This is a genomic window from Mucilaginibacter sp. Bleaf8 (assembly GCF_018390515.1).
GTDB lineage: Bacteria > Bacteroidota > Bacteroidia > Sphingobacteriales > Sphingobacteriaceae > Mucilaginibacter.
The window spans coordinates 538,946-562,438 of sequence record NZ_JAHBBK010000001.1 but is presented as its reverse complement, the minus strand read 5'-3'; the positions used below and the strand labels follow the sequence as shown (position 1 = coordinate 562,438).

Genomic DNA, 23,493 nt, shown 5'->3' with positions numbered 1-23,493 from the left:
CCATGTATACACATCAAAAACAAATCTTTAAAGCCGGGAAACCGGCTCATGAAGCTAAGGCTACGTTAATACTGATTCATGGTCGTGGCGGAACGGCTCAGAATATTCTGAGTCTGGCTCAGGAATTAAACGCGGGCGATATGGCACTGTATGCACCACAGGCAAGTAACCAAAGCTGGTATCCGTACAGCTTTATGGCACCGGATGTACAAAACCAGCCTGCGCTCGATTCGGCTTTGCAAACGATCAAGGAAACAGTTGATGAAGCTATTGCAGATGGCATTGCTGCCGAACAAATCTACTTTGCCGGATTTTCGCAAGGAGCATGTTTAACGCTGGAGTTTATTGCCCGTCATGCACAACGCTATGCCGGTGCGGTAGCTTTTACAGGTGGCTTAATTGGCAAGCAATTAGATATGAGCCGTTATAACGGAAACCTATCCGGTACACCGTTACTCATTACCACTGGCGACCCGGATGCACACGTGCCGCTGAGCAGGGTAGAAGAAAGCGTAGCAGCTTTGCAAGCGCAAGGAGCAGAGGTAACCCTTAAAGTATATGCCGGACGGCCTCATACCATCACCTATGATGAGATCAAGCTGGCAAATGAATTAATTTTTGTTAAGCAGGCTAATTTGTGATTAAGCGTTAAAACATTGTTTTATTATGAAGTATGAAAATCTTGAGCTGATCAATAATCAGCCTGTTCATAAATTCGAGTTGTTTGTAGATGGGTATCGTGCTTTTATTGATTACAAACAAAAAGGCAATAAGGTGTATTTGATACATACGGAAGTGCATGTGGCGTTGAAAGGGAAGGGTGTTGCCGAAGCTATTGTTGAAAAAACGCTAAACTACCTTGAAGCAAACCATCTGATACTTGTACCTTTATGTAGCTACGTGCAGCTGTTTCTGAAACGCCATCCCGAATGGAATCGTTTACTTATTGAACAACCTACAACTGATTAGTGCATACTTCATTCGCCCCAGGCGGTAATCATGATGTTGCGATTGCCGCCATAATTGCGATGCTCACACAGGTAAATACCCTGCCATGTACCTAAAGCCAGCCGGCCATTGCGCACAGGAATGAGTACAGAAGTGCCCAGCATAGCAGCTTTCAAGTGAGCAGGCATATCGTCCGGGCCTTCGTCATCATGCAAATAATCAGGATCATTTTCCGGTACGGCTTTGCTAAAGTACATCTCAAAATCTTTACGCACCGTTGGGTCTGCATTTTCATTGATGGTAAGCGAGGCCGATGTATGCTGAATGAATATTTGGCACATGCCCATTTTAAATTCACTTAATTGCGGCAAAGCCTGTAATATCTCAGTTGTTATCAAATGAAAGCCTCTTGACCTTGCCCTAAGCTGTAGTTGTTGCTGCATAAACCTCATATCACTATGCTAATTATTTAACGATTTCGTTACCGTCAATAGGCAAGGTAAACCAAAATGTACTGCCCCTACCTAACTCGCTTTTCACACCAATTTCGCCACCGTGTCGTTTAATGATTTCGGCACTGATATAAAGACCAAGCCCCAGGCCCGATACATGGCTGCCCGAACCTTCGGCACGGTAATAACGGCCAAATAAATGCGGAGTCTTTTCCTGTGGTATGCCCGGCCCGTAATCAATAACGCAAACCTTGGCCATGTTGCCAACCTGCTCAATGGATAGGGTAATGGCTAACGACTCGGGCGCATACTTTAAAGCATTATTCACCAGATTGGTAACCACCTGATCAATACGGTGCTCATCAGCATGCACTTTCAAGTTCAAGTCGCCCGTAATTTTCACTTTTTGTTTACCAATAATGCTGATAGGGTTACAAATCGTGTTGAGCAGCTGCGATAAAACAAAAGTGGTTTTATTAAGATTTACTTCTGCCTGCTGAAAACGGCTTACATTTAACAGGTCGTCTATCAGTGTGCTTACACGTTGTATGCTTTTGCGTGACTGCATAATAAGTTTAGGCAGCATTTCTTTTGATGGATGGTCTTTCATTTTATCCATCAATTGCAAACTGGCTTTGAGGCTGGTGATTGGTGTTTTTAGCTCGTGGCTGGCAACGCTGATGAAATCATCTTTTTGCTGCATCAGCTTAACCCGATTGGTAACATCAGTAAAGGTAGCTATACATCCGGTTAACTGGCCTGCTGCATCAAATTGCGGTGCAGCGCTTATGGATACATAAAAGCGTTCGCCATTTGGCGGATGGATTGCTATTTCCTCATCGTAAACCGGCTTCTTAGTAGCCAACGTTATAGCAACAGGGTGCTCATCATAGGGTAGTGGTTCGCCGCTGATGCGTTGGTTTTGCCACTTGCTATCATTATAAGTACGGGCTTTTATTTCTTCATCAGAGTAGCCCATTATTTTTCGCGCCATGCGATTGGCATATACCACTTTGCCGTCGTTATTTGTCATCACCACACCTTCAGCCATGGTATCCAAGATGTGCTGTAATCGCTGTTCATTTTCCTGCATCAACTGGTACTTGTGTGTGGTTTCATTACAAACCACTAATATACCCTCGGTTTTGCCGCCAACACCTCTGATTGGGTTGTAGCTAAATGTCCAATACACGTCATCCAGCTGGCCGTTGCGATAAATAGGAATCAATACATCTTCCTGGTATACCGCTTTGCCGGTTTCAAATACCTTATCTATAAGCGGACCAATAACCGGCCAAACCTCAATCCAGGCGGTTTCGCCTTTTTGGCCTAATGTTTTGGGATGCTTACCACCAGGCCCGGAACCAAGTATTTGCCTGTAAGCATCATTGTAAAACTGGATCTTTTCGGATCCCCACCAGATCAGCATCGGGAAACCGGAATCCAGAATGAGGTTTACGCTATTGAGCAGGTTGAGCGGCCATGCAGAAACAGGACCAACCGGGCTTGATGCCCATGCATGCGAACGAATCCGGTCGGCCATTTCGCCCGTTGCATAAATATTAAGCTCGTGATCGTTTCCTTCTGGTAGCATGGCTTGGAGTGATATGGTAATGTCGGCGCAAATATAAAATATATAGTATTAACGTAAACGGCAGCTTTTGTTGTCAAGTATTAGCGGATATACAGCTGTTGTGATATAATGTTTGTGAAACCGCTTAACTCTTTCAAATGTCCAACTATTCTCAAAAAGTGTAAACCATTTGTTTTAAATCTGTTAATACTAAGAGTGATTTAATTTATTAACTATTAAGAACAGGGAACATGTCAGAAACGAATCAAGACCCAACAAAGAAATACACGAATGAAGAGTTGCCCGAACAGCAACAGGATATACCGGGTACAGAAGCCGAGCTGGAGCCGAAAGCAGACCATGGCGAAACCTCTTATAAAGGCAGTGGTAAGCTGAATGGGCGCAAGGCAATTATTACCGGTGGCGATTCGGGCATTGGCAGGGCGGTAGCAATTGCCTTTGCACGGGAAGGAGCCGACGTGCTGATCTCTTACCTGGACGAACATGAAGATGCCCGCGAAACAGCGAAGTACGTTGAAAAAGCTGGCCGTAAAGCGGTGCTGGTTTCTGGTGACATCCGGGAAGAGGAACACTGTCAGAACATAATTGATACGGCAATCTCAGAATTTGGCGAGATAAATATTCTGGTGAACAATGCTGCATTCCAGATGTCAAGAGAATCATTACAGGAAGTATCAACTGAGGAGTGGGATCGTACTTTTAAAACTAACATTTACCCAATGTTTTATCTGTGCAAAAAGGCAGAACAACACTTGAAACCAGGTAGCACCGTAATTAACACCACATCGGTAAATGCATATAAGCCACGCCCAACTTTGGTTGCCTATGCTGCTACCAAAGGAGCAATACAAAACTTTACATCGAGCATGGCGCAGCTTTGGGCCGAAAAAGGCATACGTGTTAACTGCGTAGCACCGGGCCCTATATGGACACCGCTTATACCATCCACCATGAGTCCGGAAGAAGTGAAATCATTCGGTCAGGATGTACCATTAAAACGTGCAGGCCAACCGGCAGAACTGGCGGCAAGCTATGTATTATTAGCTTCTGAAGATTCGAGCTATATGACTGGTGCCACTATCCAGGTAACTGGTGGATCACCGACTATTTAAGCATTATCCTTAATTGATGACATGAAAAGGCGCTCTATATTTTAGAAGCGCCTTTTTTGTTGACGAACCTAAAATATTTTGATGGGCCTTTGGTGGATATAAAAGCTAATAATAAGGGTGTTTGTAACAATCACGAGTAATTGTCTAACTTAGCCCATATCATGGATAGCAAAAACAATCCGAAAACTATACAAGCCTGGGCCATGTTTGATTGGGCCAATTCAGCTTATAACCTGGTTATTACATCCACCATATTTCCCGCTTATTATACGGCTATTACCATCACCAAAGACAATAAGGATATGGTAACCTTTTTGGGGCACCGTTTTGTAAACACAGCCTTACTTGATTATGTAATTGCAGCTGCCTACATGGTAGTGGTTTTACTGCTGCCAATACTTACCTCTGTTGCCGACTATAAAGGGAACAAAAAAAGCTACATGCAGCTGTTCACTTGGCTTGGCGGCTTGGCTTGCTGTGGTCTTTTTTTCTTTAAGCTGGATACGCTTACGCTTGGCATGGTTTGCTTTGCATTAGCCGCTATTGGCTATTGCAGTGGTGCAGTATTTTATAATTCATACCTGCCTCAAATTGCTTCGATAGACAGGCAGGATGGTGTTAGTGCCAAAGGGTTTACTTACGGTTATATAGGCAGTGTATTACTGCAAATCATATGTTTTGTCTTTGTGTTAAGTCCGGATACATTTGGTATAACTGATCCAAGTTTGCCTGCCCGATTGTCTTTTTTATTGGTAGGCTTGTGGTGGTTGGGCTTTGCGCAGATTCCCTTTTTTAAATTGCCAAAGGGCGAACCAAATCAAACAAAAGTTCAGCAAAATGTAATAAGTGGTGGCTTTAAAGAATTAGGCCGAGTATGGCGCAATATGAAATCCATGCCGTTTTTGCAACGTTATTTGACGGCATTCTTTTTTTACTCCATGGGCGTACAAACGGTTATGCTGGTGGCAACCGGCTTTGCTGCCAAAGAGCTTCACCTGAAGGATACACAATTGATAGCTACTATTTTAATAATCCAGTTAGTAGCTATTGGCGGTGCTGCACTTATGTCAAAGCTGTCGTCTATATACGGAAACATCAAAGTGCTTATCGGGGTAGTATTTATTTGGATAGGTGTTTGCATAGCTGCCTATTTTACACAAACGGCAACGCAGTTTTACTTGGTGGCTGTAGTGGTGGGTTTGGTAATGGGGGGCATTCAATCGCTGTCGCGCTCAACGTATTCCAAATTTTTACCGGAGAATATTACCGATACTGCAGCTTATTTTAGCTTTTATGATGTAACCGAAAAGCTGGCAATTGTAATCGGATTGTTTACATTTGGCTTTGTAGAGTCGCTTACGCATAGTATGCGCAACTCGGCGCTGGTGCTAACTATATTTTTTATACTGGGACTGGTTTTGCTTTTTTCGTTGCTGGGCAAACAAAAAAAGCAGGCCGAAGTTTCGGAACTTAGCGCCGTTTAATTTTGAGTACAGCACATGAAGATTGAGTTATTTGTTCCCTGTTTTATTGATCAGTTGTTTCCCGATACTGCTTTTAATACCGTGAAGGTGTTGCAAAAGGCAGGCTGTGTGGTAAGTTATAATCCGGGGCAAACCTGTTGCGGGCAGCCGGCATTTAATGCTGGTTTTTGGGATGATGCCAAAGCTGTAGGCAGTAAGTTTTTGAATGATTTTTCGGAAGAGGATGTTATTGTGTCGCCCTCGGCATCTTGTACTGGTATGGTGCGTAATTATTATAATGATCTATTTACCAATACTATGGCGCATAATAAATGCCGTGCCATACAAGCCAACATCTATGAGCTGTCCGACTTTTTAATAAATATTATGCAATTCGACCATTTTGGAGCCGAATTGGAGGGGCGCGCCGTTTATCATGACAGTTGCAGCGGCTTGCGTGAATGCAAGATCAAGGAAGAGCCCCGCCGCTTGCTTTCAAAAGTATATGGACTGGATTTAGTGGAATTGAAAGACAATGAAACCTGCTGTGGTTTCGGCGGTACATTTGCTGTAAAGTTCGATGCTATTTCGAGTGCTATGGCCCAGCAAAAGGTAGATAACGCGTTGGCTGCCGGTGCCGATTATATTATATCAACAGATGCTTCCTGCTTACTGCATTTGCAAAACTATATTGATAAAGAGAAGTTGCCTATCAAAACAATGCACATCGCCGATGTGCTGGCAAATGGCTGGGGAAATGTATAAATGATGTGCTAGTTAAATTTGTGTTAATTTATATTAAATAACGGTTATTTATTTTGCTACTATAAAATTAGGTATATCTTTGCTCTATATAAAACTGTCATCATGCTTCACGTTAAAATCTACCGGCTTATCGTCTACTATATCTTAGGTATTCAGTAGTGCTGTATATGTTAGTTTGCTGATTATAAGTATTTATATTTAGGCATATCCTACATAATATTATCCTAAATCTTATCATACACAAAAGTAAAGCGCCTTAATATTGAGGCGCTTTTTTGTTATATTTATATATCAGTTAAGTATTATACTTGCGCAATAAACGTTTAATTCTATTTTTGCAGCATCAAAATATAATCACTTTTGTAGGTGATTGCTGTTTTAACACATTTTTTAACTTAGAAATCATAGTTGTAGATGATTAACATTACACTTCCTGATGGTTCCGTTCGTCAGTACGAAAAAGGAACTACCTCTATGCAAATTGCCCAATCCATTTCTGAGGGCTTAGCACGTAACGTATTAGCGGCCGAAGTTGATGGCCATGTTTGGGATGCCAACAGGGCAATTGAACAGGATGCGGCTGTAAAGCTGCTTACCTGGAATGATGCCGATGGTAAATCAACTTTCTGGCACTCATCAGCACACTTAATGGCCGAGGCGCTTGAAGCCTTGTATCCGGGTACAAAATTCGGTATCGGTCCGGCTATCGAAACCGGCTTTTATTATGATGTAGATTTTGGCGACCGCATTTTTTCTTCAGATGACTTTAAACAGATTGAAGATAAAATGATTGAGCTGGCGAAAGCCAAACAAGATTACATTCGTAAGCCGGTGAGCAAAGCGGAAGCTACAGAATACTTTACTGCGAAAGGCGACGAGTACAAACTCGACCTGATTAAAGATTTGCCAGATGGTTCAATCACTTTTTACACACAAGGCGAATTTACCGACTTGTGCCGCGGTCCGCATATTCCGAACACCGGCTTTGTAAAAGCTGTGAAACTGATGAGCGTTGCCGGTGCATACTGGCGTGGTGATGAAAGCCGTAAGCAGCTTACCCGTATCTACGGTGTTACTTTCCCTAAGCAAAGCGAACTGACAGATTACCTGAAAGTTATTGAAGAGGCAAAGAAACGCGATCACCGTAAATTAGGTAAAGAGCTGGAGCTTTTTGCGTTCTCCGAAAAAGTAGGTATGGGCTTGCCGCTTTGGTTGCCAAAAGGTACAGCTCTGCGCGAGCGTTTAGTGAATTTTTTACAGCGCGCACAGGCAAAGGCCGGATACGAGCAGGTGATTACTCCGCACATCGGTCATAAAAACCTGTATGTAACCTCCGGGCATTATGAAAAGTATGGTAAAGATAGTTTCCAGCCTATACAAACACCGCAGGAAGGTGAGGAGTTCTTTTTAAAACCTATGAACTGCCCGCACCATTGCGAAATTTATAAAACGAAGCCCCGTTCATACAAAGACCTGCCGGTGCGTTTTGCAGAGTTCGGTACCGTTTATCGTTATGAGCAAAGCGGCGAGCTGCACGGCCTTACCCGTGTTCGTGGCTTTACACAGGATGATGCGCACTTGTTTTGCCGTCCCGATCAGGTGAAGGAAGAGTTCAAGAAAGTGATCGACCTGGTGTTATATGTGTTCTCAGCTTTAGGCTTTGAAGATTATACTGCACAGGTTTCCCTGCGCGATCCGGAAAACAAGACCAAGTACATTGGTACCGAAGAAAACTGGCAGTTAGCAGAAAGCGCGATTATTGAAGCTGCAACCGAAAAAGCATTACCTACCATCATTGAATATGGCGAGGCTGCCTTTTATGGTCCAAAGCTCGATTTTATGGTAAAAGATGCTTTAGGCAGAAAGTGGCAATTGGGTACAATCCAGGTAGATTACAACCTGCCAGAACGCTTTGAGCTGGAATACACCGGAAGCGACAACCAAAAGCACCGCCCTGTGATGATTCACCGTGCACCATTTGGTTCACTGGAGCGGTTTGTTGCTGTATTGATTGAGCATTGCGCCGGTAATTTCCCATTGTGGTTATCACCTGAGCAATATGTGATTTTGCCTATCTCTGAAAAGTATGAAGATTATGCAAAAAAACTTTCAAATGAGCTGAATAATTCCGATATTCGCGGGCTGATTGATTTCAGAGATGAGAAGATAGGGCGTAAGATACGTGATGCTGAAATCAAAAAAATCCCATATATGCTGATTGTTGGCGAAAAAGAAGCTGCTGATGGCACGATTTCTGTTCGTAAACATGGCGTTGGTGATTTAGGTACCATCAGCATTGAAGAATTTAAACAACAGTTACTAAAAGAAATAACAGTATAACTTGGCATTAGGTAGACCGAATTTCAACAGAGGGCCACGGCCTCCTTTCAAGAAAAAGGAAGCAGAGCACAATATTAATAACTTCATCAAAGCTCCAGAGGTTCGCCTTGTGGGCGATAATGTGGAGCAGGGTGTTTATCCAACCCGCGAAGCGTTGGCAATAGCGCAAGAGCAGGAGCTGGATCTGGTTGAAATATCTCCGAACGCAGTTCCTCCCGTTTGCCGTGTGATTGACTATAACAAGTTTATCTACGAGCAAAAGAAAAAGCTGAAAGAGATTAAAAACAACGCTAAGCAAACGATCATTAAAGAGATTCGTTTCGGACCTAACACGGATGATCATGACTTTAACTTTAAGCTAAAGCATGCAATGAGCTTCCTGGAAGCAGGTGAGAAGGTTAGAGCCTACGTGCATTTTAAAGGCCGTGCTATTGTTTATAAAGAGCAGGGGGAAATTTTACTATTACGTTTTGCTCAGGCTTTGGAAGAAGTTGGTAAAGTTGAGCAGTTACCAAAATTGGAAGGTAAACGTATGTTCCTGATTGTTGGCCCTAAGGCAGCTAAAAAATAAGACAACATCACAGCCTATAAAGCTGGATAAAGATAATACGCTGTTGAAGCGTAGAAATTAAATTAATAAGTGTTATGCCAAAAATGAAGACCAATTCCAGTGCTAAAAAGCGCTTCAAGCTTACTGGAACCGGTAAAATTGCCAGAAAAAACGCATACAAAAGCCACATCTTAACCAAGATGTCGACTAAGCGTAAACGTGCCTTAGGTCAAACCAGCTTAGTAGCTGATGCTGACATGGGTAACGTGAAACGTATGCTTTGTATCGGAAAGTAATTCATTAATTTTTTAACCAGGTTTTCGAGTACCAAAGACCCCGTTTAGCGGAGCACTCACTACCAAAAAAGCAAAAAAATGCCACGTTCAGTTAACGCAGTAGCGTCCAGAAGACGTAGAAAAAAAATCATGAACCTTGCAAAAGGTTACTATGGTTCACGCAGCAAGGTTTACACCATTGCTAAAAACACAGTTGAAAAAGGCTTACAGTACGCTTACCGCGACCGTAAAACTAAAAAGAGAGAGTTCCGCGCTTTGTGGATTCAGCGTATCAATGCAGGTGCACGCCAGCATGGTATATCTTACTCTCAATTAATGGGTAAGCTAAATGCAAGCGAAATCGGTTTAAACCGTAAAGTTTTGGCTGATTTAGCTATGAACCATCCAGAAGCTTTCCAAGCTGTGGTTGATGCAGTAAAATAAGCTGTATTATAAAACTAACAGAAAAGGCCCGCTCGTTTGAGCAGGCCTTTTCTGTTTATATAACACCTTAGTTCTTTTAAGGAAGTTTTACTTTAAACACTTTATACGGTGAAGTACGCTTGTTAACGCCATTATTGTAGTTGGGCTGCTTGTTGATTTGCGAAGTGGTAAGGTACATATAGCCGTCTTTAGATATAGAATAAGTATCCGGCCAAATCAGATTCATATCTTTAAACCATACAGAAACTTTTAAATCTGGTGTCATGCGCAGCATCCGGTAGTAATCATATCACCCAGGTATAAGTTACCTTGCTTGTCGAAGATCATACCATCGGTAACCGCTACATTGCCTAAATCCTGTACCTTGCCGGCTAACTGCTGCGGGCTAAGTTTTTCATCCAATAAGGCACTGGTAGTAATTCGGTAAAGCTTTTTATCTGTAAGTGGCTTGTAATATAGCCAGCTACCATCAGGCGTTAACGCAATACCGTCAGAGCTGAACTTCATTGGTTGGCCTTGCTTCTTAAACTCTTTACCATCAATTACAAACTTAAAGTTGGAATCAGAGTGTACCGATTTGTGGTTTTGCAATGCTTGGCGGGATTTGCCCGACTTTAAATCCAGTATTACAATACCGCCTGTTCCCGAATTGGTTAAATAAGCTACCTGCTTCTTGGTATCTACACGTATGTCATTCAGGTAGCTGCTTTGGTCAATTGTTCCGGTAAAGCGGTAGGTGCGTTCAATCTTGTTAGTCTTTAAATTAAATTTGACCACTTTGGCGCTGTTACCAACTACTTTGTTCAACATTGGTGCTGCGGGATCTACAATGTATAGATAATCGTCAGCATCAACATAAGCAGTTTGCACACATACCCATTTGTTGCTACCATCTTCACCGGTCTTCCAACTGTTCATGGCTGCGTCTGGGAAAGGCTTGGCTGTACCATTCGGCATAACTTCCACCACGGCATATTTGTAAGTTTTTGACCACAGCGGATAAGTAACAAACAACCGGTTTTTGGCTGATACCGCTACGCCGGTAAACTGGTAAGTATTATCAGCATAAACCTGCTGTAATTTAGGCTGCTGTGCATAAGTTAAGTTGGAGACTGTTGCCATACAGGCAGCAATACCAGCTGCGGCAAATAATCGGGTTAGTATGTGTTTCATAACCATACTAACCCGCCGACTTAAAGAATTGTTTATAAGCTGTCTGCTTGTTTGACGTAAGCGCGCTATGCAGCCAAATGCTTTTCTGTATTTTTATTAAAACGGAGATATAACAATATGGATGCTACGCCTAAGCCGGCTACCAAACCATACCATATACCATTAGGACCGAAATGCAAATGTATACCAAGTAAGTAGCCCAATGGCAAGCCAATAACCCAATAGGCCAAAAATGTGATAAACGTAGGCACATTCACATCGCCCATACCGCGCAAAATACCCAGCCCTATTACCTGCGTTCCATCAAACAGCTGGAATACCGCAGCGATGATCAACAGGTGGGATGCTACTTCTATTACACTTTTATCTGAGGTAACGATCCATGGTAGCCATTGGTTACATACTACAAAAAGCAGGGCCGTAAACATCATAAAAAGGATGATGATGTGATAGCTCGCCATTGCAGACGCCCGTAGCTCCTGGTAGTTTTTTGCGCCAAAATGATTCCCTGACTTGATAGCGGCCGCTGCTGATACGCCGCTTGCCATCATATAAGTTAACGACGCCATACTGATAGCAACTTGGTGAGCGGCTTGTTGCACCGAACCCAATTGCCCCATTAAAATTGCAGCTGCACTGAAGGCGCTGATCTCGAAAGCGTATTGCAAGGATATTGGAGCGCCAATGCGTAATAGTTGCATACACCGCACTTTATCAATAGCCGTTAATACAAAGTTTTGCAGATACTTTTTGAAATTTGCCGACCGGAACACATAAGTACCCATTACAATTGCCATCAACGTACGGTCAATTAAAGTACTATAGCCCACGCCACGTATGCCCATAGGTGCAATACCAAACATGCCTTTTACAAAGATGATACCCAGGCAGATGTTTAAAATATTGCCCCAGATAGAGATCATCATGGCCTGCTTAGTGAAGCCCAATCCTTCGGCAAATTGTTTAAATGTGCTAAACATCAGCATCGGAATAATGGATAAGGAGAGCAACAGCATAAATGGCTTAGCTTCTTTTACCACCGCAGGTGTTTGATCTAACTGATCCATTAGTAAATTGGATCCGAAGTAGATCAATACAAAAAGCAAAACGCCGCTTATAATGTTCAGGAAAAAACTGTTGGATAACAACCTACCGCACTCTGCAAAGTTGCCCTTGCCATTGTGCTGTGCTATTAAAGGCGTGATACCGTAGCTAATACCTAAACCCAGCACCATGCCTATTACAAAAATACTGTTAACCAGTGATACAGCAGCCAGTGAAATTGTACCTGCAAAGTGGCCCACTATAATGCTGTCAGATAGTTGAACCAGTGTGTGGCCCAATTGGGATATGACCACGGGTATAGCCAGCTTCAAATTGGCGTTGTAATGTGGTTTGTATTTTTGATAGAGCTGATTCATAGCAATCCTTTTAAATAGGAGGGCTACAAAGGTAAGGTATTTGCTACGGATTGCCTAACTGGCCGTATAAAACTCTTCTTTCTCGGTGGTATGAACCCGTATTACACCAGATAACACAAGATTAACCAAAATCCGCTGAGCCCTGCGGCGACTCAGGTTGAGCAAATCACAGTATTGCTTAACGGTAATGCGCTCGTGTTGCTCCAGATATTCAAGCAGCGCTTTTTCCTTGGATGAGTATTCGATCAGCACACCTTCGTTCCTGTCTGATCGTTTCAGAACATCAACAACAATTTTGCTTGCCAGCACACTCTTGTCTTTAACACGTATATACACCCACCATTTGCCATCATCGCCCAAAGCATAATGGGGCTTAGTGTCGCTTTCCTCAATTTCAACCATCAGCACCAGCTTGTCATCAAAGTAAATTTCTTCGAAAGCCGGTTCCAATGCCGGGCGCGCAAAAAAGTGTGCAGCACGGTTAATCATATAGCGCTCTTCGTCTTCCGATTTTACCCCTTTTATGGTGCCATCATCAGCAACGCCTATCAGTAAGCGGCCGCCTTTGTTGTTAGCAAAAGAAACCATTGTTTTAGCGATCTTTTCGCAGCTGGTTATCCGGTTTTTAAAATCCAGTGAAACACCTTCGCCCTCCATAATCAGCTTTCTGATACTCATTTTATTCACAGTGCGTCTGCTGTTGTAGTGTAAGGGGTGAAAATCTCCATCCATCGCTCGGGTCTGTTAATCACTTTAAATCCGAATTGCTCGTAAAGGCCATGTGCATCTGCAGTGGCCAACGACCAACGTCTCAATCCTTTTAACTCCGGATGTTCACGAATAGTTTGTATCAACCACTTAGATAATCCCATACCACGGTAATTTTTTAATACAAATACATCGCATAGGTAAGCGAAAGTAGCCATATCGGTTACCACCCGTGCAAAACCGCATTGCTGCTTATCGTGATAGATACCAAAACATAATGAATTTTGAATGGCCTTATTTAACCTCTCGGCAGACATGCCCGTTGCCCAGTATGATTCGTTGATCAGAAAGTCATAAACCAAATTAATGTCCAGCTTACTATTGTCTGTCGATATCTCAAAGCCCTTTTTCAGGAATGCATCTGTATTCATTATTATTTTCATGGCAAAGCGTGTTGAGGCCGGATTGCGAATATAAGGGCATCAGGCACAAAAAGCTTATCGGTAATTGAACTTTTACCTAATAGTAACGTGTAAATGTAGCTTGAGGTATGTGCAAGTTTACGGGTTCATTTGGAACCAATACGCTTAAAATAGCTAAAATGGTAGCTAAATAGAACAATATCAGCTTATTTGATGTTCAAGAAGAAACACTTAAACTCAGATACCATGAAAAAGCACATTTTAGGTCTGGCCTTTATGGCGGCAATTATCGGTTCAGTAGCGGCGGGATGCAGCTCTGAAAAAGCAGCCAGCGGCAGCGGCGACAGCACCGTAGTAACGGATTCGGCCGCTACAACGACAACAACTGACACCTCAGCAACGAGAGATACATCTGCTAAAACAGATACAACCAAAACTAACCCGCCACAAAAATAACGGGGAAATAAAAAAGCTCAATCTTTAAAGATTGAGCTTTTTTACTTTATAAGCGAAATCACATAGTTGGTATGCGATTCGAATATATCTTTAAATTCATGCTCCACTTTGAATGGCAGGCTGTCAAGTTCATGAATATATTTTTCTCTTGTAATAATCACCGCTTTAGGGTGCGTTTTTATATAAGCCATTAAGCTGTCTGTCTGTTCTATTCTTTTCACTGGTTGCTTCAGGGCAAAGTTAAATGCCGCGTTATACATACGGTATGATACCAGTGGTTCGGTTACCGGTTGCAATTGCAAAATCTTTTTAACCGGGTTTTGCGCATATACTTTCGGATAAGCATAAGCGTGCAATTGCCAGCCTGTTATAATAAAGCAGATAAAAGTAATGTAGATAGAAGCTTTGGTTCTGTAGCTTTTAGTACTAAACTGATATACTAACGCAATCAGAATGCCGGCAGGCAGTAACAGGAAAGGTTTCCATATGCCCGGTAATTGCTTTAAGGTAACGTCTTTTTGTGTAAGCAAATACAAAGCTGTGGGTACAGCAATGCTTATAATGAATATGATAATGGCTTGTATGCGAATGAGTTTGTTCGATTCACAAAGCTGCCATAAGTAATAAGCCAACAGTATACTTAAAAAAGGATAACAGGGCATAGCGTAATTAGGTAACTTAGTTCGTGACAGTGTGAAAAATACAGTTATTACAAGAATTACAACAAATGAGAAACGAAACAATGGGCTTGTTTTAGCCTTGCGCCATAAAGGTTTGATAGCTTCAAATAAGAATATTGTTGCAGGCAGTAGGCCTACTATCATAAACAAAACAGTCTTTAAAAAAAAGCCGCCGTGCCCTTCTTTAGGATGTACGTACCTGCCGATGTTTTGGGTGTATAAAAATTCCCGCGTCCAGATACCGTTGGTGTGCTCATGTACCAAATAAAACCAAGGCAGGCTAATTGCCGAAATGATTAGCAACCCATATATCGGTTTGCATTTTTTAAGTACCTGGAAATTAATTTGCCTTTGTATAGCAAGAAATATAATTACAATAAGCAGGGTTAACAGCAGTGCCACGGGACCTTTGGCCAACGCGGCAAATCCTAAAACGATATAGAAGGTTATAAGCCGACTCGTTTTCGTATAGGATGAATTATAAAAGTCATAAAACTTGTATAACGCCAGCATCAGGAGCAAAATAAGGTAAGGGTCGGGAACAGCCATGCGCATTTCTAAACCCGTTTGCCACGAGGCGAGTAAAATTAACCCGCTTAAAAAGCCTACTTGCTTATTGATGTGCTTAGCTGCAAAACGATAGGTAAGCAAAACCACAAAAATTCCACAGATAGCAGAGAAGAAGCGGGCAGCGAATGCGTTTACGCCCAAAGCGCCATAAGCCGCCGACATAAAAAAGTAATGCAGCGGAGGCTTATCAAACCGTAGTGCCTGATTAAAAGTGGGCACAATCCAGTCGCGTCGCTCCAGCATTTCGCGGGCGCATTGTGCATTTTTGGCCTCATCCAATATATAGATAGGCGCTTTACCTAAGTTTAGAAAGAAGGTAACAGTGCACAGGAAAAACAGGAAAACCAGTCTGCGGTCTGCTGCAATAAACAGTTTAGAAAGATAGGTGCCCATGCAGCTCTCAAAACATTAGTTATGCTGTAATGTTTGCCGGCTTCATAACCAGTTTACCTGAATACACTTTACGTACCTGGTAAGTTTTTTTATTCTGAGATTCAAAGTAAGTACGCACATTTACTTCGGCCAAAATACCTAATGTAATTAACTGCACGCCGCCCAATAAGAATATCAATCCCAAAATTAATAAAGGCTTACCGCCAATATCATGACCGAGAAGCTTAAGTATGAGCAGGTACATATTGATAAGCACACCTAAAAAGAAGGCAACAAAACCTACGCTACCAAATAAGTGCATCGGCTTTTGGATGTACTTACGGAAAAATACCATCAAGATCAGATCGCTGATTACCTTGAAGGTACGGTTGATACCGTATTTTGATTTACCGAATTTGCGCGCATGGTGCGTTACATCTACCTGTGTAATGCGTGCACCTTGAAGTTTAGCCAAAACAGGAATAAAGCGGTGTAACTCACCATATAAACCTAAGTTTTCGGCTATCTCGCGTCTGAAAATTTTGAGGGTACAACCGTAGTCTTTAATGTATACACCCGTCATGCGGCGGATAAGTGCATTAGCGATCTTACTTGGAATTTTACGTAGCACCATACCATCCTGGCGGTTTTTACGGTTACCGGCAACTACGTCCCAATCCTCATCTTTTAGCTTTTTCAGCATAAAGGGGATGTCATTCGGGTCGTTTTGCAGGTCACCATCAAGCAGTGCCACGTATTCGCCGGTGGTATGGTCAATACCAGCCGTCATGGCTGTACTTTGCCCATAGTTTTTACGAAGCTCAACCAGTTTAATCCGATCATCGGCATGGCTAACAATTTCTTGCTGAGTGCCATCGTCCGAGCCGTCATCTACAAAAACAACTTCATAGTCAATAAGCGATAATGCCTTCCTTATTTCTTCAATCAAAGGCTTAATGTTTTCACGTTCGTTGAGTACAGTTATGACAACTGATAATTCGGGCATATATCTGTATATTTAGCTATGAGCCGGCAAAGATAGCTATTTTAGCCATTATACTAAATGACAGTTTTTAGTCGAGCCGCGCTCTGACATGAAATTAAAGTACTGAAGGGAGTAAAGGAGCGCTCCATGCATCATTTAAGTGCATCAAAGCTATACTTGGCTGTGCTCCAAAATTCATCCAGCGCAATTATGCGTGGTTTGAAGAACGAGATCAGTTTCGGCCAGTCATCGCGGTTAAATATACTCGCTTGCGGCAAATCTTTAAAAATGCGGCTAACGGTTTTGCCGTACTCATCGGTAGTGTGCAGTTCCCATTCCCATTCTTCTTGCAGGGTATCGTGCAGCACAAACTTCAGTTCTTTGAATTGTTCAAAAAACAGTTCCTGGATACCAGCGTCGGGGTGGCTAATCTCAATTGCTATCGATGCAGCACGATTGGTAGTTTGCATACGAAAGCTCAAATGCTTAATGCCGGTTTTGTAATTAACCCAGTTGATTTTTAAACCGTCGGCCGATAATTGCGGAGCGATGTACTGCCCGAAGGTAGTCCAGAATGATTGTTTTATTTGTGAGGCCTGATCTTTTGAATACATGTTATCATAAAAGCGAACATATATCTGTTTGTTTAAGGCAAATAATTTTCACTTTTGCACAAAACTAAATAACATGCTATCTATAAACAAAATTCTTGGCGCAGCATTATTAATATCAGCCTACAGTGTTTCATCTGTAGCTGGTAACACGCTTAATGTTTCGTCCATGTCATCATCAGAACATCCAACTACCGACAGCACTTATACTACCGCCAACTTATTTGAAAAGGGCACTCAACCGCAATTAGTCAGTAAGCAATTCGAATTTACCGAAGGGCCGGCTCCTGATAAAGAAGGTAATGTGTATTTTACCGATCAGCCCAATAACCATATATGGAAGTATGACATCAATGGAAAGCTGTCTTTATTTTTGGAGCAAGCCGGGCGATCAAACGGGATGTTTTTTGATAAGAAAGGTAATTTGATTACTTGTGCCGACGAGCATAACCAGATGTGGTCAATCAGCCCCGATAAAAAGGTGAAGGTTATTTTGAAAGATTTTGGCGGCCGTCATTTTAACGGACCTAATGATTTGTGGGTTGATGCCAAAGGTGGGATTTATTTTACCGATCCTTTATATGTACGTGATTACTGGAATGGTGCCCGACCTGATATTACCGGAGAAAAAGTGTATTACCTGGCACCGGGAAAAAGCCAGGCCTTTGTAGTGACCGATAATTTAAAGAAACCTAACGGCATCATTGGTACACCGGATGGCAAGCACCTCTTTGTTGCTGATATAGGCGATGGCAAAACCTATAAATTTGATATTGTAAAAAACGGCGTGCTTGGCAACCAGCAGCTTTTTACCGAAAATGGCTCGGACGGTATGACCTTAGATAGCGAGGGAAACGTATATCTGACCGGTAAAAGTGGTGTTTACATATACAACCCTAAAGGCCAACAGATCGGTTTAATTGCCATCAACGAGCCGTGGACTGGTAACGTGTGTTTTGGTGGAAAAAATAAAGATATGCTCTTCATTACCGCATCCAAAGCTATATACACGTTTCAAATGAAAGTGAAAGGCGCCCAGAAATAGCAAAAAAGCCCTGATGTATAATTTATCAGGGCTTTTTCATGATTAAGGAAATTTGCTAAAATCAATCAGCTTGTGCAGCCGTTTGTGGCTTGGCATTTTTTACATATTTATCCAGCCATTGATTTTGTTCCCACAATTTGTGCAGCAGGTTTTCTTTGGCGCGATAGCCATGCGCCTCGTAAGGTAAGTATACAAAGCGTACTGTACCGCCTAAGCCCTTAATGGCTGCAAACAAACGCTCACTATTGATAGGGTAGGTACCGGTATTATCATCGGCATCGCCATGAATCAGCAGCAACGGCGTTTTAATTTTGTCGGCATAACTGAACGGACTCATTTCATAATACAGCTTGGGTGCTTCCCAATAAGTGCGTTCTTCGTTCTGGAAACCAAAAGGTGTAAGCGTACGGTTGTAAGCACCGCTTTCGGCAAGGCCGGCTTTAAACAGCTTAGTGTGTGCCAACAGATTGGCTGTCATGAAAGAGCCATAGCTATGGCCACCAACGGCAACGCGGTTGCGGTCGCCCACGCCTAAGTCGGCAAGTTTATCAATAGCTGCTTTAGCATTCATCTCCAGTTGCGCTATAAAGGTATCATTTGGTTGTTTGCCATCCTTGGCAACAATCGGCATTGATGCATTATCTAATACCGCATAGCCCTGCGTAACAAAAAATACCGGACCGCCTGGATTAATGGTAATGAAGCGATCTTTAGAACCGCGTATCTGTGCCGCGTCATTAGCTGAATTGAACTCGGCAGGGTAGGCCCAGATTAGCACAGGCAACGGGCCGTCTTTCTCTTTGTTGTAGCCTTTAGGCAAATATAGATCACCGGTCATATCTACACCGTCCGAGCGTTTGTACTGGATTTTGGTTTTGGATACGCCCTCCATTTGTGGGTAAGGGTTGGTAAAGCTGGTAATTTGCTGGTCGCCAATTCTAAGTACCAAATTTTTTATAAAGTAGTTGGGCACCTGGGTTTGCGTTTCGCGGCGGGTAACCAAAACTAACTTTACAGGGTCAAGCACATCATAAACGTACTCAAACTGACCTTCCTGCGAACGCCAGATGATCTCGCTTTTTTTGCTGTTCAAATCAAACGTAGCCAAAAATGGCAGGTCGCCTTTTGGTGAAGAGCCCACCTGGTTGTTCATCAGTATTTTGCTGCCGTTTCGGATAGGCATAATAACGCTACGGCCAAACTTGTTGCGTTCAGTTACCGGTTCGCCCAGGTTACCGTAAACATCTGTTTGGTTGCGCTCCCACAAAGTTTCCAGTTTACCTGTGGTGGAATTAAACCGGCTCACCCTGGTGCTTTGTTTTGAGCGTAAGCCTTCGCTTACCAAGGCAATTTCAGCATTACCCCATTGTATGTTACGGAAACGCTGTTCTGTTTTGAACAATTCTTTTGCCTCACCGGTGAACGGTGCGCTCAAAGCATACACCGCATCATGATACGCTACTTTTTTACGGATCAGGCCGCTATCCAAAGGCATGGCATAGGTAACAGTAGCCGCTTCGTCGTCGCGCCAGTCAAAACCACGCGGCACATTTTGAATGTTGTCATAACCCGAGGGTTTTACTTCAGTAGATGGTAATTCCGCTACGTTCTTCACCGCTTTTCCTGAAATGTCTGCAATCAATACGGTAGATGGAAAACCTTGTGCTGGCACCAGGTAGGAGAAAGGCTTATGCAGGGTGCGTTCCAAAATATATTTTTTATCAGGCGAAACCTGTGCAGAAGCATAAATGGCAGGTTTACCTACAGGCATTTCAACGCCGCTTTTATTGATAACCAGCTGTGATGTAGCATAAAATTCAAAAAGCTTTTCGTCATAAGGCGTTTTGATCATATCCTGATAAGTAACACTTGGTGCCGATTTACCTAAGTTTTGCTGTACTACCGGTCCGGTTGGCGTAAGCGGCTTTGCCGGTGCCATTGTGGCTGCTTTGGTGATAACCTTATACAATAAGGTCGAATTGTCTACCCAGCTAATGTCGCCGCCGAGCACCATGTTGAGTGGTAGTTTATTTAACCTGGTTGCTTTGTGCGTAAGCACATTTATCTGGTACAGGTCAACACTTTTAGCATTGGTCTGGGTGAAAACCACCTTGCTTTCGTCGGGGCTCCAGCTAATGTTGGTGGCATTGAGTACGCCGGGCAAACCAGTTATAATAAACGTTTTTCCTGTTTTAACATTCTTTAGGCTTAAACTACTAAAAGATATAACCTGGCGGCTGGGCGCAAAATTGTTTGGGTTGATGCGCATACCCGCAATTCGCAATTCCGGGCGCGCCAGTTCTTCAACCGAGGGTAGGGAATTGCGTTCGCTTATCAGCATCCATTCACCTTTAGCGTCAATAGTAATGCTTGGGGTTGGCTTGGCCAAAAGCAAATCTGCTATAGCTTTGGGGGGCATTTGGTAGCTTACCGCATCCTGCGCCTTAACATACACGCCGGTTGCTAATAGCAGTGTACAAAGTAAAGTTCTTTTCATGCACAAAGGGTTTAATTAAAATATTATGCATGGAAAAGTACAGATAAATTAAGCGAAAGCATGGAGTACATTTAAAATCCATAACTTTTTTACACAGTTAATAGCACCCGGCTTTATTTCTTTAACGTCAATCTGGTCAGATACTGGCCATGTTCATCTTCATACAAAACGTCCATGTCCCAACCATCAGCTTCAACTATCGCAGTTAACCTTTTTTCGTCAATGTATAACCACTTAAACCACTCCGTTTTTTGATTCTTGTATTCATACTGATAGCTGATCTCGCCATAGTAAGGTTCGCCTGCAGGCACCTTACCCTCATATAGATAAGCGACGTCCGACGAGTCGAACAGCAACTGGCCGCCTGGTTGCAGTAATGTTTTCAGGTGCTGAAGCAGTTGCGTTAATCCGCTTAGCGTGCCAGCCAGACCGATGCCGTTCATCAACAATAAAATGGTATCAAATTGATGGCCGGAGTAGGTGAAAATATCCGCTTGAACCGCTTGCTTAACACCGCGTAGTTTCATCACTTCAACTGAATTTGCAGAGATATCTAAAGCCATTACCTCAAAGCCGCGTTCCTGCAATATTAAGGCATGGCTGCCTGCGCCTGCACCTACATCGAGCACTTGCCCACGGCATTCATTCAGGGCAACCCATTCCAGGTCGGGCATGTCATCCTCTTCTCTAAAGTAAGCTTCCACCGGCATTGGCTCCTTGGGGCCGTAAGTATTGTGTATCCACAGCTTGCCCGGCGTATTATTAAAGTGATAGTTATGTACCGCTTCGCCCAAAATATCTTTCATAGTGCAAAATTAACAAAAGCCGTGGGAGTAAAGGTTTGCATCCGGTTCAAAACCTATCTTTGGCATTAAAATAAGCGGATGTCATTAAACGATTATATTGTTATAAGTGTACTGCTAACGGGTATGGTATTAAGTGTCTTGTTAAAAAAGCTTACCCTCATGGCTGCAATAACCGGCGGTGTTGTCGGATTGCTGGTATACACCGGGGCTGGCTTTACCGGGATATGGATGATGGCTGGCTTTTTTATATTAGGCACCGTAGCTACCACCTGGAATGTTGCAAAGAAAGTGCAATTGAATGCTGCGGAGGTTAACAATGGCCAACGCAAAGCAAGTCAGGTACTGGCCAATGCCGGGGTGGGGGCGTTAGCAGGAGCGATTTGCTTACTTTACCCTGCATATCAGCCTGCTTTGCAGGTTGTAATTGCGGCAAGCTTTTGTTCGGCTACGGCCGATACCTTGTCGTCAGAGTTAGGAACCATTTATGGTAAAAATTTTTATAATATACTTACCCTGCGTAAAGACCAGCGTGGTTTAGACGGCGTAGTTAGCCTGGAAGGTACGTTGATAGGCGTTGCAGGCAGTGCTATTATTGCGTTTATTTATTGTTTGAAATTTGGCTGGCCATATTTCGGCTGGCTGATTGTTTGCGGTACTATCGGCAACTTAGCCGATTCCGTGTTGGGTGCTGCTTTAGAAAGGCATCACGTAATTAAAAACGATACCGTAAACTTTTTGAATACATTGATAGCAGGCGCAGCAGCCTTTGTGATCTATTTGCTGAGCAATGATTGGTAAATAAAATTCGAAATTAATTTGGTAGCACGAGTTCTTTTACTTTACTTTGAATTGCAAAGTACTTTAAATGGAACACAAAGACGTTTATGCCGAAATAAGCTCTATCAAAAATATGATGGAGCGGTCAACTAAGTTCATTTCCCTCAGTGGTTTATCGGGCGTTATGGCTGGCATTTATGCATTAATAGGGGCGGCTATTGGTTATAAGTTGCTGTATGGCGATTTTGATCCCTATGTACGCGACTATAATGAATGGCTTACCTGGCAGCTTTTAGCTGTAGCTTGTGGTGTACTTGTTTTATCGGTAGGTACGGGCCTGTTGTTAACCGTACGTAAGGCGCGTCGTAAAAGGCAAACTATCTGGAACCCTACCAGTAGGGCGCTGCTGGTTAGCGGCAGTTTGCCATTGTTTACCGGAGGTGCTTTTGCCATGATTTTAATTTGGCAGGGGCATTACGGTGTTATCGCTGCTACCTGTCTTATATTTTATGGCCTGGCGCTGGTGGCCGCCAGCCAGCATACTTTTGGTGATGTGAAATGGCTGGGTATATGTGATATTATACTTGGCTTAATTGCCGCCGCAATGCCGGGCTTTGGATTAATGTTTTGGGCTATGGGCTTTGGTGTACTGCACATTGTGTACGGTACCATTATGCATTTTAAATACGACCGTGAAAATATCGCTTAATAATTTTGATAAGGCTTTTGAAAACCGCATACGCCTGCAAATTATGAGCGTTTTGGTGGCGAACGAAAGCTATGACTTCAATTCTCTGAAAGATTTGCTTGAGGTGACCGATGGCAACCTGGCATCGCACTTAAAGGCTTTGGAAAAGGAGGAGTATATTACGGTGAACAAATCTTTTTTGGGCAGAAAGCCCAATACCCGTTATCTGGCATCTGATAAAGGCATCTCAGCGTTTAAAAAACACCTCGAAGCACTCGAAAATTTAATAAAACAACAAAAGCCATAATTTTTTTATCCAATAACTTTGAAATACAAAGT

26 protein-coding genes are annotated in these 23,493 nt (G+C 42.8%); 14 read left to right on the top strand and 12 right to left on the bottom strand.

Translation table 11 applies throughout. The features are described 5' to 3' along the window. Positions 1-2 precede the first annotated feature (2 nt). Both KHS38_RS02390 and KHS38_RS02385 read left to right on the top strand, forming a co-directional pair. A complete protein-coding gene (locus KHS38_RS02390; protein WP_213486692.1) occupies positions 3-641 on the top strand; it encodes an alpha/beta hydrolase in 639 nt (212 codons plus the stop codon). Between the two features lie 25 nt (positions 642-666). Further along, on the top strand, positions 667-969 hold the full coding sequence (locus KHS38_RS02385; RefSeq protein WP_213486690.1) for a GNAT family N-acetyltransferase: 303 nt from the start codon (positions 667-669) through the stop codon (positions 967-969). 8 nt (positions 970-977) lie between these two features. Here KHS38_RS02385 and KHS38_RS02380 read toward each other — a convergent pair whose 3' ends face one another. Then, positions 978-1,400, bottom strand: a complete 423-nt coding sequence (locus tag KHS38_RS02380; protein ID WP_213486689.1) for a secondary thiamine-phosphate synthase enzyme YjbQ — start codon at positions 1,398-1,400, stop codon at positions 978-980. Between the two features lie 13 nt (positions 1,401-1,413). Further along, positions 1,414-2,994, bottom strand: coding sequence for an ATP-binding protein (locus tag KHS38_RS02375; protein WP_213486687.1), 1,581 nt, complete (start codon positions 2,992-2,994; stop codon positions 1,414-1,416). 230 nt (positions 2,995-3,224) lie between these two features. Here KHS38_RS02375 and KHS38_RS02370 point away from each other — a divergent pair, with 230 nt between their 5' ends. The 7 genes from KHS38_RS02370 (at position 3,225) to rplT (ending at position 9,943) form a co-directional block, all read left to right on the top strand. After that, positions 3,225-4,106, top strand: a complete 882-nt coding sequence (locus KHS38_RS02370) for an SDR family oxidoreductase (protein ID WP_213486685.1) — start codon at positions 3,225-3,227, stop codon at positions 4,104-4,106. Between the two features lie 161 nt (positions 4,107-4,267). After that, positions 4,268-5,590, top strand: a complete 1,323-nt coding sequence (locus tag KHS38_RS02365; protein WP_213486683.1) for an MFS transporter — start codon at positions 4,268-4,270, stop codon at positions 5,588-5,590. 15 nt (positions 5,591-5,605) lie between these two features. After that, complete coding sequence (locus KHS38_RS02360; protein WP_213486681.1) at positions 5,606-6,334, top strand: (Fe-S)-binding protein; 729 nt, start codon at positions 5,606-5,608, stop codon at positions 6,332-6,334. Between the two features lie 414 nt (positions 6,335-6,748). Next, the gene (gene thrS, locus KHS38_RS02355; protein ID WP_213486679.1) at positions 6,749-8,674 is read left to right on the top strand and encodes a threonine--tRNA ligase; all 1,926 of its coding nucleotides are present in this window, start codon (positions 6,749-6,751) and stop codon (positions 8,672-8,674) included. Between the two features lies 1 nt (position 8,675). After that, positions 8,676-9,245 carry a translation initiation factor IF-3 gene (gene infC, locus KHS38_RS02350; RefSeq protein ID WP_213486678.1) on the top strand — a complete coding sequence of 190 codons (570 nt, stop codon included), beginning with the start codon at positions 8,676-8,678 and terminating at the stop codon, positions 9,243-9,245. A gap of 74 nt (positions 9,246-9,319) precedes the next feature. After that, a complete protein-coding gene (gene rpmI, locus KHS38_RS02345) occupies positions 9,320-9,520 on the top strand; it encodes a 50S ribosomal protein L35 (protein ID WP_213486676.1) in 201 nt (66 codons plus the stop codon). 78 nt (positions 9,521-9,598) lie between these two features. Then, the gene (gene rplT / locus KHS38_RS02340; RefSeq protein ID WP_213486674.1) at positions 9,599-9,943 is read left to right on the top strand and encodes a 50S ribosomal protein L20; all 345 of its coding nucleotides are present in this window, start codon (positions 9,599-9,601) and stop codon (positions 9,941-9,943) included. A 76-nt stretch (positions 9,944-10,019) separates the two neighbouring features. Here rplT and KHS38_RS02335 read toward each other — a convergent pair whose 3' ends face one another. From KHS38_RS02335 to KHS38_RS02315, 5 genes are all read right to left on the bottom strand, one after another. Continuing rightward, positions 10,020-10,208, bottom strand: a complete 189-nt coding sequence (locus KHS38_RS02335) for a hypothetical protein (protein ID WP_213486672.1) — start codon at positions 10,206-10,208, stop codon at positions 10,020-10,022. After that, a complete protein-coding gene (locus KHS38_RS02330; RefSeq protein WP_213486670.1) occupies positions 10,205-11,116 on the bottom strand; it encodes an L-dopachrome tautomerase-related protein in 912 nt (303 codons plus the stop codon). The genes KHS38_RS02335 and KHS38_RS02330 overlap by 4 nt, the downstream gene beginning before the upstream one ends. 65 nt (positions 11,117-11,181) lie before the next feature. Further along, entirely contained in the window at positions 11,182-12,537 is a 1,356-nt protein-coding gene (locus KHS38_RS02325; protein ID WP_213486668.1) for an MATE family efflux transporter, read from the bottom strand. Between the two features lie 54 nt (positions 12,538-12,591). Further along, positions 12,592-13,215 carry an RNA-binding domain-containing protein gene (locus KHS38_RS02320; RefSeq protein WP_213486663.1) on the bottom strand — a complete coding sequence of 208 codons (624 nt, stop codon included), beginning with the start codon at positions 13,213-13,215 and terminating at the stop codon, positions 12,592-12,594. Between the two features lie 5 nt (positions 13,216-13,220). Beyond that, complete coding sequence (locus tag KHS38_RS02315; protein ID WP_213486661.1) at positions 13,221-13,688, bottom strand: GNAT family N-acetyltransferase; 468 nt, start codon at positions 13,686-13,688, stop codon at positions 13,221-13,223. A 225-nt stretch (positions 13,689-13,913) separates the two neighbouring features. On the opposite strand from KHS38_RS02315, the gene KHS38_RS02310 reads away from it, so the two are divergent. Further along, positions 13,914-14,123 (top strand): hypothetical protein, encoded by a 210-nt coding sequence (locus KHS38_RS02310; RefSeq protein WP_213486659.1) that lies wholly within the window; start codon positions 13,914-13,916, stop codon positions 14,121-14,123. 41 nt (positions 14,124-14,164) lie between these two features. Here KHS38_RS02310 and KHS38_RS02305 read toward each other — a convergent pair whose 3' ends face one another. From KHS38_RS02305 to KHS38_RS02295, 3 genes are all read right to left on the bottom strand, one after another. Continuing rightward, positions 14,165-15,766 carry an ArnT family glycosyltransferase gene (locus tag KHS38_RS02305; protein ID WP_213486657.1) on the bottom strand — a complete coding sequence of 534 codons (1,602 nt, stop codon included), beginning with the start codon at positions 15,764-15,766 and terminating at the stop codon, positions 14,165-14,167. 19 nt (positions 15,767-15,785) lie between these two features. Further along, positions 15,786-16,751: a glycosyltransferase family 2 protein gene (locus KHS38_RS02300; protein WP_213486655.1), complete on the bottom strand. Its 966-nt coding sequence runs from the start codon at positions 16,749-16,751 to the stop codon at positions 15,786-15,788. Between the two features lie 131 nt (positions 16,752-16,882). Further along, positions 16,883-17,344, bottom strand: coding sequence for a DUF4268 domain-containing protein (locus tag KHS38_RS02295; RefSeq protein ID WP_213486654.1), 462 nt, complete (start codon positions 17,342-17,344; stop codon positions 16,883-16,885). A gap of 73 nt (positions 17,345-17,417) precedes the next feature. Here KHS38_RS02295 and KHS38_RS02290 point away from each other — a divergent pair, with 73 nt between their 5' ends. Further along, positions 17,418-18,386: an SMP-30/gluconolactonase/LRE family protein gene (locus KHS38_RS02290; RefSeq protein WP_249665253.1), complete on the top strand. Its 969-nt coding sequence runs from the start codon at positions 17,418-17,420 to the stop codon at positions 18,384-18,386. A 61-nt stretch (positions 18,387-18,447) separates the two neighbouring features. Here the strand turns inward: KHS38_RS02290 and KHS38_RS02285 are convergent, their stop codons facing one another. Then, complete coding sequence (locus KHS38_RS02285) at positions 18,448-20,883, bottom strand: S9 family peptidase (RefSeq protein WP_213486652.1); 2,436 nt, start codon at positions 20,881-20,883, stop codon at positions 18,448-18,450. A gap of 113 nt (positions 20,884-20,996) precedes the next feature. Next, on the bottom strand, positions 20,997-21,689 hold the full coding sequence (locus KHS38_RS02280; RefSeq protein ID WP_213486651.1) for a class I SAM-dependent methyltransferase: 693 nt from the start codon (positions 21,687-21,689) through the stop codon (positions 20,997-20,999). 78 nt (positions 21,690-21,767) lie between these two features. Here KHS38_RS02280 and KHS38_RS02275 point away from each other — a divergent pair, with 78 nt between their 5' ends. The 3 genes from KHS38_RS02275 to KHS38_RS02265 all read left to right on the top strand — a co-directional run bounded on the left by KHS38_RS02275 (position 21,768) and on the right by KHS38_RS02265 (position 23,461). Continuing rightward, positions 21,768-22,487 (top strand): DUF92 domain-containing protein, encoded by a 720-nt coding sequence (locus KHS38_RS02275; RefSeq protein WP_213486649.1) that lies wholly within the window; start codon positions 21,768-21,770, stop codon positions 22,485-22,487. A gap of 67 nt (positions 22,488-22,554) precedes the next feature. Beyond that, positions 22,555-23,175, top strand: a complete 621-nt coding sequence (locus KHS38_RS02270) for a hypothetical protein (protein ID WP_213486647.1) — start codon at positions 22,555-22,557, stop codon at positions 23,173-23,175. Then, positions 23,159-23,461, top strand: a complete 303-nt coding sequence (locus tag KHS38_RS02265; RefSeq protein ID WP_213486646.1) for a winged helix-turn-helix domain-containing protein — start codon at positions 23,159-23,161, stop codon at positions 23,459-23,461. The genes KHS38_RS02270 and KHS38_RS02265 overlap by 17 nt, the downstream gene beginning before the upstream one ends. Positions 23,462-23,493 lie beyond the last annotated feature (32 nt).